Origin of the sequence: Pyxidicoccus sp. MSG2, from assembly GCF_026626705.1 — a bacterium.
Classification (GTDB): Bacteria; Myxococcota; Myxococcia; order Myxococcales; family Myxococcaceae; genus Myxococcus.
On sequence record NZ_JAPNKC010000001.1, the window covers coordinates 3,531,052 to 3,543,932 of the forward strand.

The 12,881-nt window shown below is 71.9% G+C and carries 12 protein-coding genes; 6 read left to right on the top strand and 6 right to left on the bottom strand.

Annotated elements, in window-relative coordinates; all coding sequences use genetic code 11:
• The first annotated feature begins 5 nt into the window (after positions 1-5).
• Positions 6-521, top strand: a complete 516-nt coding sequence (locus OV427_RS13305; RefSeq protein ID WP_267856465.1) for a YfbM family protein — start codon at positions 6-8, stop codon at positions 519-521.
• Positions 522-528: 7 nt separating this feature from the next.
• Here the strand turns inward: OV427_RS13305 and OV427_RS13310 are convergent, their stop codons facing one another.
• Positions 529-1,305, bottom strand: coding sequence for a TSUP family transporter (locus OV427_RS13310; RefSeq protein ID WP_267856466.1), 777 nt, complete (start codon positions 1,303-1,305; stop codon positions 529-531).
• A 141-nt stretch (positions 1,306-1,446) separates the two neighbouring features.
• Here OV427_RS13310 and OV427_RS13315 point away from each other — a divergent pair, with 141 nt between their 5' ends.
• The 3 genes from OV427_RS13315 to yhbY all read left to right on the top strand — a co-directional run bounded on the left by OV427_RS13315 (position 1,447) and on the right by yhbY (position 5,469).
• Positions 1,447-2,259 (top strand): hypothetical protein, encoded by an 813-nt coding sequence (locus OV427_RS13315; RefSeq protein ID WP_267856467.1) that lies wholly within the window; start codon positions 1,447-1,449, stop codon positions 2,257-2,259.
• Between the two features lie 969 nt (positions 2,260-3,228).
• Positions 3,229-5,106 carry a J domain-containing protein gene (locus OV427_RS13320; protein ID WP_420718264.1) on the top strand — a complete coding sequence of 626 codons (1,878 nt, stop codon included), beginning with the start codon at positions 3,229-3,231 and terminating at the stop codon, positions 5,104-5,106.
• A 72-nt stretch (positions 5,107-5,178) separates the two neighbouring features.
• On the top strand, positions 5,179-5,469 hold the full coding sequence (gene yhbY / locus OV427_RS13325) for a ribosome assembly RNA-binding protein YhbY (protein ID WP_267856469.1): 291 nt from the start codon (positions 5,179-5,181) through the stop codon (positions 5,467-5,469).
• A 60-nt stretch (positions 5,470-5,529) separates the two neighbouring features.
• On the opposite strand, the gene OV427_RS13330 is transcribed toward yhbY, so the two are convergent.
• Together OV427_RS13330 and OV427_RS13335 are read right to left on the bottom strand one after the other, a co-directional pair.
• Positions 5,530-6,318, bottom strand: a complete 789-nt coding sequence (locus OV427_RS13330) for a crotonase/enoyl-CoA hydratase family protein (RefSeq protein WP_267856470.1) — start codon at positions 6,316-6,318, stop codon at positions 5,530-5,532.
• A 120-nt stretch (positions 6,319-6,438) separates the two neighbouring features.
• A complete protein-coding gene (locus tag OV427_RS13335) occupies positions 6,439-7,749 on the bottom strand; it encodes a neutral/alkaline non-lysosomal ceramidase N-terminal domain-containing protein (RefSeq protein WP_267856471.1) in 1,311 nt (436 codons plus the stop codon).
• Between the two features lie 144 nt (positions 7,750-7,893).
• On the opposite strand from OV427_RS13335, the gene purF reads away from it, so the two are divergent.
• A complete protein-coding gene (gene purF / locus OV427_RS13340; protein WP_267856472.1) occupies positions 7,894-9,279 on the top strand; it encodes an amidophosphoribosyltransferase in 1,386 nt (461 codons plus the stop codon).
• Positions 9,280-9,433: 154 nt separating this feature from the next.
• On the opposite strand, the gene OV427_RS13345 is transcribed toward purF, so the two are convergent.
• The 3 genes from OV427_RS13345 to wecB form a co-directional block, all read right to left on the bottom strand.
• On the bottom strand, positions 9,434-9,670 hold the full coding sequence (locus OV427_RS13345) for a hypothetical protein (RefSeq protein WP_267856473.1): 237 nt from the start codon (positions 9,668-9,670) through the stop codon (positions 9,434-9,436).
• A 73-nt stretch (positions 9,671-9,743) separates the two neighbouring features.
• On the bottom strand, positions 9,744-10,763 hold the full coding sequence (locus OV427_RS13350) for an RluA family pseudouridine synthase (RefSeq protein WP_267856474.1): 1,020 nt from the start codon (positions 10,761-10,763) through the stop codon (positions 9,744-9,746).
• Positions 10,764-10,894: 131 nt separating this feature from the next.
• Positions 10,895-12,025, bottom strand: a complete 1,131-nt coding sequence (wecB, locus tag OV427_RS13355; RefSeq protein ID WP_267856475.1) for a non-hydrolyzing UDP-N-acetylglucosamine 2-epimerase — start codon at positions 12,023-12,025, stop codon at positions 10,895-10,897.
• 105 nt (positions 12,026-12,130) lie between these two features.
• Here wecB and kdsB point away from each other — a divergent pair, with 105 nt between their 5' ends.
• Positions 12,131-12,880, top strand: coding sequence for a 3-deoxy-manno-octulosonate cytidylyltransferase (gene kdsB / locus OV427_RS13360; protein WP_267856476.1), 750 nt, complete (start codon positions 12,131-12,133; stop codon positions 12,878-12,880).
• Position 12,881: the final 1 nt, after the last annotated feature.

Sequence of the window (12,881 nt, forward strand, 5' to 3'; positions counted from 1 at the left end):
ACCGCATGGAGATGCTCTGCACCCTTCGCAGCGCCACGGAGGCGCAGCGCAACGCCCTGCTCCAGGCGCCCCAGAGCCTGGAGGCCTTCCTCGACGACGAGGAGGACTTCGGCGATTCGAAGGGCGCGGCATTCGTGGAGCTGGACATCGGCGAGGCGTGGCACGGCCTCCAGTACCTGCTCACCGGCACGCCCTGGGAAGGCGCGGCGCCGCTGGACTTCCTGGTGCGCGGCGGCGAGGACGTGGGGGACATCCCCTCGGACGAGGGCACCGCGCGCATCTTCACGCCCGCGCAGGCGAAGGCGCTCGCCCAGGCGCTCCAGAAGGTGCCCGAGGCCACGCTGCGCCGCCGGTATGACCCGGTGGAGATGCAGGCCCAGGACATCTACCCCGGCACCTGGGAGGAGCCCGAGGAGGACGTGGACCCGCTGGAGGAATTGCTCTCCTACTTCGAGGAGCTCCAGAAGTTCGTGGCCACGGTGGCGAAGCGCGGGGACGCGCTGCTGGTGCACATCGGCTGAAGGGGCGTCAGCCCATCACCACGTCGCGCCCCAGCTTCAGCACCAGCGCCAGCACCACGCCGAGCACCACCCTGCGCACCAGCTTGTCGCCGCCCTTCACCGCGAGGTGGGCGCCGACGTACGCGCCGGAGAACTGGGCCGCGGCCATGGGCAGCGCCACCTTCCACAGCACCACGCCCTTGAGGGCGAACATCGTCATGGAGGCGAGGTTGGAGGCGAAGTTCACCACCTTCGCGTCCGCGGACGCGCGCGCCAGGCCGTGGCCCAGCAGCGTGGAGAAGGCCACGATGAGGAAGGTGCCGGTGCCCGGCCCGAAGAAGCCGTCATAGGTGCCCAGCCCCAGCGCGATGAGCGCGCCAATGGCCTGCGCGCGCGGGCGCGGCCCGGGCTCGGGCGCGTCGCCGGGGCGCGGGGCCTTGCGGAAGGTGAGGAACACCGCCACCGCGATGAGCAGCACGAGCACCAGCGGCTTGAGCACCTCCGGCTTCACCAGCAGCACCAGCGCGGCTCCCGCGAGGGCGCCCGCGAGGCCGAAGGGGAACGTCACCCGCGCCAGCTTCCCGTCCACCAGCCCGGCGCGGGAGAAGCGCACCAGCGCGGCGAAGGTGCCGAAGACGGACTGGCCCTTGTTGGTGCCCAGCGCCACGTGGGGCGGCAGGCCGGCGGCCAGCAGCGCGGGCAGGGTGATGAGCCCGCCGCCCCCGGCGATGGCGTCCACGAGGCCCGCCGTCATCGCGGCGAGACAGAGCAGGATGATGTGCAGCGTGCTGACGTCCACGTCCACCGGGGCCTACCTCCGCGTGGGAGGGCGCCTGGGTACCACGCCCCGCCCGCGCCGTCGCGGCCGCCCGCTTCTTGCGTCCCCGCGCGCCTTGGGCGTCAATGGCCGGGCCCCACCGCTTCTCCCCCGCCCGAGGTCCCCCCCGTGCTCGCTTCCCTCGTCACCGTACTGGCGCTCACGCTCGCCTCGGTTCCGCAGTCGCAGGACCCGTCCGCGCCCACCTGCCGCTCCATCGACGGACAGGTGTCCTGCGGCTATGGGTGCAAGTCGGACGGACAGCGGGTGCGGTGCGCGCAGACGCCGCAGGGCCGCTGCCAGGTGGTGGACGGGCAGGCCGTGTGCTTCGACCCGCCGGCCTACGTGCTGAAGGCGTACGGCGACTCGCTGCCCGCGCCCGAGTGCAAGAACATCGATGGCGTGGTGGCGTGCGGCTACAACTGCGCGACGCAGCCGGGCAAGGTGAAGTGCGCGAAGTCTCCGGCGGGCGTGTGCAAGGGCCGTAGCGGGGACGTGGAATGCTTCGACCCGCCGGCCATCGTCTTCGCCGTGTACGGCCGCGAGACGCCCCAGGCGGACTGCCGCAGCAATGGGATGCAGTTGACGTGCGGCTATGGCTGCGTGAATGCGCCGGAAGGGGTGCGCTGCGCCCGGACGCCCGCGGGCGTGTGCAAGCTGGCCAGCGGCCGCATCACCTGCTTCGACCCGCCCGCCGCTGCGCTGTGCGCGTGGAAGCGCACGCTGCCCGCGCCCGAGTGCAAGAACAGCGAGACGGGGCCGGTGTGCGGGTATGGGTGCACGACGGCGTTCTCGAAGGCGGCGTGCGCGGCCACGCCCGCGGGGCTGTGCAAGGTGTTCGACACCGAGGTGTTCTGCTTCGACCCGCCCGCCGAGCAGAAGGCGGATGCGGCATGTCTCGCCGCGTTGGGGCTGGCGGCGCTGGACGGTGCGACGCCCTGACGCGGAGTGCGGGCCTGACGCCCGGTCGTATGCTTTGAGTCGAGGGAGGACGGCGGTAGGGTTCTCCTTTCCCTTTTCTGAACACCTACTGGAGTCGAGCGGCGCATGGCCGAGGGTGAGGTCCGGCAGTACTGGGTTCGCAACGACAGGGGCACCATGTGGGGGCCCCTCACCCTGCCGACCATCGAGCTGCTCGTGGAGAGCGGCTCCATCAAGGGCAAGCTCCAGGTCTCCGAGGACGGGCTCAACTTCGCCTTCCCCTGGCGCTTCCCCGAGGCCCGCGACGCCTTCCCCCGCGCCATGTGGGGCGATGGAGCGCCAAACGCCCCGGCTCAGGCGCCGGGGGCCAGCTCGCCCGGCCCCACGCCCGAAGCAGGCACCGGAGGGATGCCCGGTGCCGCGACGCCGGGTGCTGCGCCCATGGCCGGTCCGGGTGCGGCTCCGATGGCAGGTCCCGGTGCGGCACCCATGGCTGGGCCCGGCACAGCTCCGATGGCAGGTCCCGGTACGGCGCCGCGAGCAGGCCCTGGGGCCGCTCCGATGGCAGGCCCCGGTGCGGCGCCGATGGCCGGCCCGGGTACCCGACCGATGGCGGGTCCGGGCGCAGCGCCGATGGCGGGCCCGGGCACCCGTCCGGTGGCGGGCGCCGCGCCCATGGCCGGTCCGGGAACCCGACCGCCCGTGGCCGGTCCGGGAGCCCAGCCCAACGCGGACCCCGCGCGCCGTCCTGCTGTCCCCCCTCAGCCCGGTGTCGCCGGAGCCGTCCAGCGGCCGCCCGTCGCCGGAGCAGCGCCGGGCGCCCCGGGAGCCACCGCTCCGGGCGCGGGCCCCGGCACACCGCCGGGAGTCGCCGGGGCGCCAGGGGCCGTGCCGGGACGACCGCCGGTGCCGCCAGGCGCGCCTCAACCGGCCGGGCCCGCCGCCGCGCGCAGCGCCACTGCGCCCACCCCTGCTCCCTTTCCGAACCCCATGGCCGCGCCGGCCGCGCCCGGCCCCGCCGTCGTGGCGGCGGACGCCTCGCCCTTCGCGGTTCCGTCCCAGGGACAGCTCGACCAGCTCTCCCCCATCCGCCTCTATGGCCGCGTCGCCGCCGGGGAGCAGACGGGGCTGCTGTTGCTCACGCTGCCGGACCGGGTGGTCCACATCCACTTCCGCAAGGGCAACCCGGAGTTCGTCGACTCGTCGCATCCGGAGGACGCGCTCGGCACGTCCCTGATGGGAGCGAAGCTCCTCACGCCCGAGCAGCTCCAGCAGGCAGAGTCCGCGCGAGCGCGCTTCGGCGGGGACCTGCTCGCGGCGCTCTTCGGGCTGGGCCTCTTGCAGCCGGCCAGCGCCTTCACGCACCTGGCCCAGCGCGCGGTGCTCATCCTGGCCAGGGGCCTGCGCGCCGACTCCGGCTCCTTCACCTTCGAGCCGCGCGACCTGCCGGGGCAGAAGGCGATGCCGCTCGGGAACCGCTGGGCGGTGCTGAGCGATGCCGTGCGCCGCCTGCCGCCCACGGACCTCAAGCGGCGGCTGACCCCGGTGCTCCAGCTCCCCATCATGAAGTCCGGCGGGCTGGTGGCCGCGAGCGAGCTGCGCCTCACCCCGCATGAGGTCCGCACGCTCGCCGTCATCGACGGCGTGCGCTCGGTGACGCAGCTGCTGAACGACTTCCCGCAGGACGGCGACCACCTGCTGCGCATCGCCTTCCTGCTCCGGGAGCTGGACGCGGTGTCCTTCGCCGCGCCCGCGAGGAGCGCCGCTGTCGCGCCGCCTCCCGGGGCCACGCCCCAGCCCGCCGCGCCCCAGCCCGCGGCCGCCGCAACGCCGCAGCGCCCTGCCGCGCCCCAGCCCGCGGCCGCCGCCACGCCGCAGCGGCCCACCGCGCCCCAGCCCGCGCCCGGCGCGCCTCGCCCGCCGCCTGTCGTGGGCCCGACCGCCGCGAGCCCGCCCCGCCCCGCTGGCGCCGCTCCAGGCGCACCCGCCCAACCCGGCGCCGCGCGTCCCGCTCCGCCCGTGATGCACGCGGCCCCCGGAGCCGCCGCGGCGCCCCGTCCCGCGAGCCCGCCGCCCGGAGCCGCGCGGCCTCCCGGAGCGACGCCTCCCACCGTCACCGCGACGCAGCCCCGTCCCGCCAGCGCGGCGCCCACCGCCCCGGCGGCGCCCGCGACAGGCCCGGGCGCGGAAGAGATTCCCGCGCTGCGCCAGCTGGTCATGGCGCTGAAGCAGCAGAACCACTTCCAGCGGCTCGGGCTGACGGAGCAGACGAACTCGAGCGCGGTGAAGATTGCCTACTTCCGCCTGGCGAAGCTGTACCACCCGGACACGCTGCCGCAGGGCGCGCCGCCGGAGCTGGAGAAGCTGAAGGCGGAGGTCTTCGCGTACATCGGCGACGCCTACCGGATGCTCTCGGACGACAAGAGCCGCGCGCAGTACATCGAGGATTTGAAGGCGGGTGGCGGCGCCGGCACCGAGGTGGACATCAACTCCATCCTCATGGCCGAGGAGCTGTTCCAGAAGTCCTGCATCCTCGTGAAGGCGCGCAAGTTCGCCGAGGCCGTGAAGATGCTGGATGAGGCCATCAGGCTGAACTCGGAGGAGGCGGAGTTCTACGCGTGGCGGGGCTACGCGCGCTTCTTCACGGCGGCGGACAAGAAGGCGGCGCAGCCGGAGGCGTCCCGCGAAATCCAGAACGCCATCAAGCGCAATGAGCGCTGCGCGCCCGCGCACTACTTCCTGGGGGTGATTGCCAAGCTGTGTGGCGACGCTCCGGGAGCCCTGAAGCACTTCAAGCGGACCGTGGACCTTCAGCCAGACCACATCGACGCGCAGCGGGAGATCCGCATGGCGACGCAGAAGAAGTAGGGTGCGTCCCCCGTCGCTGCCGGCCGGGGCCAGGAGCCCCGGCCACACACCCAGAAAGAGGAGTCGAAGAACGTGCCGCTCACCGGGAAGCAACGTCGCGCCCTGCGCGCGCTAGGACACCACCTGGAGCCGGTGGTCATCGTCGGTCAATCCGGCGTCACCGACGGCGTCATCGCCGCGGTCGATCAGGCCCTGAATGACCACGAGCTCATCAAGGTGAAGATCAACGAAGGCCCGGAGACGCGGCAGGAGGCCGCGGCGAAGATGGCCGAGAGCACCCACTCCGAGCTGGCCCAGCTCCTCGGACGCACCGTGCTCCTCTTCAAGAAGCGCAAGGAGAAGTCGAAGTTCGAGAAGTTCTAGGAGGCTCTCCTGGCCCCCCCGGCCGGATGACCCCGTGTCATCCGGCCGTGCGGGTCCCGCTCAGCGCCCGGTGAAGCGGGCCTCGCGGCGCTCGATGAAGGACTGCACGCCCTCGGCCGCGTCCTCGGAGCCGACCAGCTCGAGCAACCTGGGTAGCAGGGACTTCGCGGCGGCCTCGGGGCCCTCGTGGAGCGTCTGCCGTGCGGAGGCGAGCGTGGCCTGCACACCGAGGGGCGCCTGCTTCGCCACCGTCGCCGCCAGGGCCAGCGCGCGCTCCAGCTGGCGGCCGCGCTCCACCACCTCCTGCACGAGCCCGATGCGGTGCGCCTCGCGCGCGTCGAACTCGTCACCGGTGAGCAGCCAGCGCATGGCGTTGCCCCAGCCGGCCACCTGCGGGAAGCGAATCGTCGCGCCACCGAAGGGGAAGATGCCGCGCTTGATTTCAATCTGTCCGAAGCGCGCGTCCTCGGAGGCCACGGCGATGTCCGCGGCGAGGACGAGCTCGATGGAGAGCGTGAGGCACAGCCCCTGGACGGCGACGATGAGCGGCTTGGTGCGCACCTCGCCCTGGGTGGCCCACGGGTCGATGGAGCCCTTCGGAGCCAGCCCCTCACCCTGGGCGAGCGCGGGCGCCACGTTGGCCAGGTCCAGGCCGGCGGAGAAGTGGTCTCCGACGGCGTAGACCACCATGCAGCGCACGTCGGGGTTGCGGTCCGCCTGCGTCATCGCCTCGGAGAACGCGCGCAGCATGCCCACGTCGAACGCGTTGCGCTTCTCGGGACGGTTGATGCCGATGACGGCGATGTGGCCACGCACTTCCAGGGTGATGCGGGGGTCGGTCTGGCTCATGGGGCTCCCGAGGGGTGAAGAGTCGGCCCGCATCTTCACCCGGCCGGAGGACGCCGCGCACCGCCTCGTGGGCGGAACGCGGTGGAGCATCGTCCACGGCACATCACTCGCGCCCCGGCGTCAGCGCGTGAAGCCCGCAGTGCGCGCCGCCAGCTCCGCCGCCACGGCCAGCCGCTCCAGCAGGGCCGGCCCGAAGTACTGGCGCATGGACTCACCACGCCCGTCCTGCACCAGCGCCGGCGCCTCCACATAGCCCACGTACCCGTCCGTCAGTCCCAGCACGCCCGTGGCGCCGGTGCGCCGCACCAGCTCCGCGCCCGCGTCCACCGTGGGCTCGCCCGGCACGGCCAGCAGCTCCAGCGGCCCCAACGCCAGCGCCCCCACCTCCGCCACGCGCTGTGCGGAGCCGCACAGCAGGTTGTCCCCGGCGGCGCGAGTCAGCGACGGCACCAGCCGCGACGCATCCGGCCGCGGCATCGCCACCTCCACGCGCGCCAGCGACAGGCGCACCGGGTCCCCCACTGGCGACAGCGCCACCTTGCCCGCCAGCGCCGCCAGCGCCCGCGCGAAGCCGGACACGCGCTCCAGCCCCTGCCCTTCCGAGAAGGCCACGGAGGCATTGCCCACCGTCCCCTGCAACAGCAGCGTCACGCCGCTGCCCTCGGACTCGCGCAGCGAGCTGAGGCGCCCGGGGTAGTCCGGGTCCACCGACGTCCGCTGGCGCGGCACCATCGTCGGGTGCGCGGCGAACAGGAGCAGCTCCGCCACCGGCCCCGCCGGCCCCCGCAGCACCGCGCGCGTCAGCGCCCCATCCGGAGCCGTCCCGCCGCTGCGCGTGTAGACGAGGCCCGGCTCGCGCACCTCCCCCACCTCCAGCTTCACGTCGGTGAGCGACGCCGCCGCCCGGGTCAGCGCCGCCACCGCCGCGGTGGTGATGGCATCCACCGACTCCTGACGGTACCGGCCGGTGCCCACGAGCTGCGCCACCAGCCGCGAGTCATAACCTCCCATGGACGAGTGCGTGTGCGTGGCCATCACCAGCACCTCGCCCAGCCCCGACGCGGAGGCCTGCGCGCGCACGCGCTCCAGCACCTCGCTGGTGACGGACAGCAGCTCCAGCGACACCAGCCCCACGCGCGTCCCACCCGCCTCCAGCACCACCGCGCGCGCGTGCAGCGGAGGGTCCGCCTGGCCTGCCTCGGGACGGGGCGGCGCGTAGCCGGCCACCACCACCGGGAAGGGCGGCACGAGCGCCACCCTCGCCGCGCCCGCGCGCAGCGGCCCTTCGCCATGGGCTTGAGAAAGAAGCACGGGCGCGCGCTCCGCCCAGACGCCACACCAGTTCCAGGACGCCAGCGAGTACGCGGCGCCCACCGTGAGCAGAACCAGGGGAATCAGGGAACGCCAGGGAACGCGTCGCAGGAAGGACATTCGCTGGCCAGACTAACCGCACACCGACGGAGTCGGGAGGCTCGACTGCCCACATCGGACGACTCTGGCGGCGGGTGGAATACCCACCAGAGAGGCATGCGTTCCTGTTCCGCTCACCGCCTGAAAGGAGTAAGGCACCGCGCCATGTGCGGCATCTTCGGAATCGTGGGGCACGCAGAGGCCTCCAACCTGACGTACCTGGGACTGCATGCCCTCCAGCATCGCGGGCAGGAGTCCGCGGGCATCGTGTCCTCTGACGGCAGCTCCCTGCGCGCACACCGGCAGATGGGGCTGGTCGCGGACATCTTCGACGCGCCGGTGCTTGCTGGCCTGCCTGGGCAGGCGGCAATCGGGCACGTGCGCTACTCCACCGCGGGCGGCAGTGCGCTCAAGAACGCGCAGCCCCTCTTCGTGCAGTACGCGGGCGGCCAGTGCGCCATCGCGCACAACGGCAACCTGGTCAACGCGGCCGAGCTGAAGGGACTGCTCGAGGCCGACGGCGCCATCTTCCAGTCGGACGCGGACACGGAGGTCATCATGCACCTCCTGGCCCGCTCCAAGCAGCCGACCTTCGAGCAGAAGCTCGTGGAGGCGCTGCGCCGGGTGAAGGGTGCGTACAGCATCCTGGTCCTCACGGAGAACAAGCTCGTCGCCGTGAGAGACCCGATGGGCATCCGCCCGCTGGTGCTGGGGCGGATGAAGGAAGGCGCGTACGTGCTCGCCAGCGAGACGACGGCGCTGGACCTCATCGAAGCGGACATCGTGCGCGAGCTGGAGCCGGGCGAGCTGCTCGTCATCGAGAACGGTGTCATGCGCACCAGCCGGCCCTTCGAGGAGCCGAAGCGGCTGGCCCAGTGCATCTTCGAGCACGTGTACTTCGCGCGCCCGGACTCCACGCTGTTCGGCAACAACGTGTACGAGGTGCGCAAGCGCCTGGGCATGCAGCTCGCGCGCGAGCAGCCGGCCGAGGCCGACCTGGTCATCGCGGTGCCGGACTCGGGTGTGGCGGCGGCCATCGGCTACTCGCAGCAGAGCGGGATTCCGTATGACGTGGGCCTCATCCGCAGCCACTACGTGGGCCGCACCTTCATCGAGCCGCAGCAGTCCATCCGTCACTTCGGCGTGAAGCTGAAGCTGTCGGCGGTGCGGCAGGTGCTGAAGGGCAAGCGCGTGGTGGTGGTGGATGACTCCATCGTCCGTGGCACCACGAGCCGCAAGATCGTGAAGATGATCAAGGCCGCGGGCGCGGTGGAGGTGCACCTGCGCATCTCCTCTCCGCCGACGAAGTGGCCCTGCTACTACGGCATCGACACGCCGAGCCGCCAGGAGCTCATCGCCGCCACGCACACCACCGACGAGATTGCGAAGTACGTCACGGCGGACTCGCTCGGCTACATCTCCATCGAGGGCCTGGGCGAGGCGGTGGGCGACAAGAAGCGCGACAAGTTCTGCACCGCGTGCTTCTCCGGGCAGTACCTCATGGGCGAGCTGACCGCGCCCGCGGAAGCGCCCACCAAGCTGATTGCCTGAGGCCCCGCGCGTCCCGCGTGAATGGCCCTACAAGGCCCCCTGCCCTCACGGGTCGGGGGCCTTGGCGTTTCCGGGCTTCAGTGCGCGTTACACGTGGACACAGCCACGAGGCCCGCCTGCCCTCACAGGGCAATGGCCCTGGCGTTTCCGGGCCTCAGTGCTGGTTGTCGAACTTGATGCCCTCGCGGACCTCGTTGAGGGCGCCCTCGGTGAGTTCGATGGCCTTCACGCGGTGGCCGCCCTTGTCGGCGTTGGCGTTCTTCAGCGACGTGAGGGCCCGCTCCAGGTGGGCGAGCGCATCGCGCATCTTCGGCTGGCGGTCGGCGTACGCGTGGTTGGCAAAGCCGCCCAGGAAGAAGGCGGCGGTGGCGGCGACGAGGGTGCGGCGCATGGTGGGCTCCTGGAGGAAAAAAGGGTGTCTTCCCTCCTGAACCCGGGTGCCCGCCGGAAGTTGCGCGGCGCGCTCAGGCCGCGTCCGTCTCCGACTCCGGCCGGGCGCCAGGAAGCGGCCTGCCGTCGATGAAGTCGGTGAGGTCCGCGGGCAGCGGCGCCTCGAAGACGACCTCCTCCCCCGAACCCGGGTGCGGGAAGACGATGCGCGCGGCGTGCAGCGCGTGCCGGGGCAGGCGCAGGCGGGGCCACGCCTCGGGCTCCAGACAGTGCTTGCTGAAGCGGTCGAAGTAGCCGGGGTCCGGCCCGTACATCTTGTCGCCCACGAGCGGGAAGCCGGCCTCGCGCAGGTGGATGCGAATCTGGTGCTGCCGTCCCGTCTCCGGGAAGCAGCGCAGCAGCGCGAAGGGCTCGCCGTCGCGGGTGAAGCGCTGGAGCACCTGGAAGCGCGTGCGGCTCTCCTTCCCCTCCACGGGGTCGATGCGCACGGCGATGCGGATGAGCTCGGTGCCCTCGGCGATGGGCGCGTCCACGACGAAGGAGTCCTCGGGCGGGTGTCCCTCGCAGATGGCGACGTATTCCTTGTGCACGTCGCGCGACATGAAGAGCCGGCCCAGCACGCGACAGGACTCGGTGGTGCGGCCGCAGACGACGAGGCCGCTCGTCTCCCGGTCCAGCCGGTGCGCGGGCTCCGCGTGCCGCTCTCCGAAGCGCTCGCGCAGCAGAGTGACGAGGGTGCCCTTGTGGTAGCGCGCCGTGGGGTGGATCGGCAGCCCCGCGGGCTTGTCGAGCACCATCAGCCACGCATCCTGGAAGACCACGGGCAGCGTGGTGGGCGTCTCGGGCTCCTCGCTGGCGCGGCGGCGGAGGCGGAAGGTGAGCCCCGGGTAGACGGGCGTGGACGGCTTGAGGCGCCGCTCATCGCAGAGGATGCCGCGCCGGATGACGCCCTGCAGGCGCTCGCGCGTCATGCGGCGGATCTTCTGGCCCAGGTACCGGTCCAGCCGCCACCCCGCGTAGTTGGGCTCCACGACGAAGACGATGTCGACGTAGCCGTCGGGCGCTTCGGTGGGTATGTCCTGCTCGCTGTGCATGGGCCGTTACGCGCGCTCTAACACGCCCGGCCCCGGCGCACAGTCCACCAGACATGCGAACGGGCACCACCCCGCTCCCCCGTGGAGGAGCGAAGCCGGTGCCCGTCAGGTGAGTCCGAGAACCTCCGGCCTCAGGCCAGGGCCACGCGCAGCGGAGCGCCCTCTACCTTCAGGTAGCGCGCGAACAGGTCGGCGATGCGCTCGCTGGCGCGACCGTCCCACAGGTCCGGGATGCGGCCCTTCTTGCCCTGGCCATCGAGGACGCGGTCCGCGGCCTGGCGGATGCGGTCCGGGTCGGTGCCGACGACTTCGTTGGTGCCCTGCTCCACGGTGATGGGGCGCTCGGTCTGCTCGCGCAGGGTGAGGCATGGCACGCCCAGCGCGGTGGTCTCCTCCTGGAGGCCGCCCGAGTCAGTGAGGATGAGCTTCGCCTGCGACGTCAGCGCGACGAACTCCATGTGGCCCATGGGGTCCACGGGGCGCAGGTTCGGGTGACGCTCGAACCAGTGGCCCAGGCCCTGCTCGGCAATCATCTTCCGCGTGCGCGGGTGCACCGGGAAGATGACGGGCAGCCGCGTGGACACGTGGGCCACGGCGGACAGCAGACCGCCGAGCAGCCTCGGGTCATCCACGTTGGAGGGCCGGTGGAGCGTGCACACCGCGTAGCCGCGCGGGGTGATTCCCAAATCCTTCAGCGTGGACAGCCGCTCCGCCTTCTCCTTGGACGCGATGAGCGAGTCGATCATCACGTTGCCCACGAAGTGGATGCGGTCCGGGTCGCAGCCCTCCTTGAGGAGGTTGGCGTCCGCGTCGCGCGAGGGCGTCAGCAGCAAATCGGACAGCCGGTCGGTGACGACGCGGTTGACCTCCTCCGGCATGTGCTGGACGAAGCTGCGCAGGCCCGCTTCGACGTGGGCCAGGGGAATGGCCAGCTTGGACGTCACCAGCGCGGCGGCGATGGTGCTGTTCACGTCGCCCACCACGGAGACGAGGTCCGGCTGGTGTTCCAGGAAGACCTTCTCCAGCTCCACCATCATCCGCGCGGTCTGCTGCGCGTGGCTGCCCGAGCCGATGCCCAGGTGGACGTCCGGAGCCGGCAGGCCCAGGTCGGAGAAGAAGACGTCGCTCATCTTGACGTCGTAGTGCTGACCGGTGTGGACGAGAATCTGCTGGAGCGAGGTGCGCGCGGCGATGGCCTTGTAGATGGGGGCCACCTTCATGAAATTCGGACGCGCACCGACGATATGGATGACCTTCTTCATGTCGAATCCGAAGCTAGGCACTGCCTTCCAGGTGACCAGTGGTTGAAGGTGGGCACTCCGGGGAGTGGCGGAGATGCGTCCTGAATCTGATAGACGGGGTGTGTCATGCCCGCGTCGCCCGCCTCCAGGACTGTCGCCGTCATCCCCGCCCGCCACGCCAGCACGCGCTTTCCGGGCAAGCCGCTCGCCCTCATCGCCGGCCGGCCGATGATTGAGCACGTGTGGCACCGCTGCCAGGAAGCCACCGTCTTCGACGAGGTGGTGGTGGCCACCGACGACGAGCGCATCCGCGCCACGGTGGAGGGCTTCGGCGGCCGGGTGGCCATGACGAGCCCCGACTGCGCCACCGGCACGGACCGCGTGGCGGAGGTGGCGCGAGGGCGTCCGGACGTGGACGTCTGGGTGAACGTGCAGGGCGACGAACCGCTGGTGGACCCGGCCGCCCTCCGGGTGCTCGCGAAGCTCTTTCAGGACACCACGGTGCGCATGGGCACGCTGGTGCGTCCCCTGGAGCCGGACGAGGCGGGCAGCCCCAACGTGGTGAAGGCGGTGCTCGCGCTCAACGGGGACGCGCTCTACTTCAGCCGGAGCCTCGTGCCCTTCGTCCGCGAGCCGGGCACGCCCGTGAAGCGCTGGGGGCACATCGGCCTCTATGGCTACCGGCGGGACGTGCTGCTTTCGCTGGCGGGCCTGGCGCCCACCCCGCTGGAGGAGGCGGAGAAGCTGGAGCAACTCCGCGCGCTGGAGCACGGCATCTCCATCCGCTGCGCGCAGGTATCCTGGCGCACGGTGGCGGTGGACGTGCCCGAGGACGTGGCGAAGGTGGAGGCCGTCATGCGCGAGCGGGGACTGTAGC

Bases quoted from the DNA above. Each gene is read 5' to 3' on its own strand.
- kdsB (WP_267856476.1), top strand. From the start codon at position 12,131: ATGCCCGCGTCGCCCGCCTCCAGGACTGTCGCCGTCATCCCCGCCCGC.
- purF (WP_267856472.1), top strand. From the start codon at position 7,894: ATGTGCGGCATCTTCGGAATCGTGGGGCACGCAGAGGCCTCCAACCTG.
- OV427_RS13345 (WP_267856473.1), bottom strand. From the start codon at position 9,670: ATGCGCCGCACCCTCGTCGCCGCCACCGCCGCCTTCTTCCTGGGCGGC.
- OV427_RS13330 (WP_267856470.1), bottom strand. From the start codon at position 6,318: ATGAGCCAGACCGACCCCCGCATCACCCTGGAAGTGCGTGGCCACATC.
- wecB (WP_267856475.1), bottom strand. From the start codon at position 12,025: ATGAAGAAGGTCATCCATATCGTCGGTGCGCGTCCGAATTTCATGAAG.
- OV427_RS13320 (WP_420718264.1), top strand. From the start codon at position 3,229: ATGGCCGCGCCGGCCGCGCCCGGCCCCGCCGTCGTGGCGGCGGACGCC.
- OV427_RS13335 (WP_267856471.1), bottom strand. From the start codon at position 7,749: ATGTCCTTCCTGCGACGCGTTCCCTGGCGTTCCCTGATTCCCCTGGTT.
- OV427_RS13305 (WP_267856465.1), top strand. From the start codon at position 6: ATGGAGATGCTCTGCACCCTTCGCAGCGCCACGGAGGCGCAGCGCAAC.
- OV427_RS13350 (WP_267856474.1), bottom strand. From the start codon at position 10,763: ATGCACAGCGAGCAGGACATACCCACCGAAGCGCCCGACGGCTACGTC.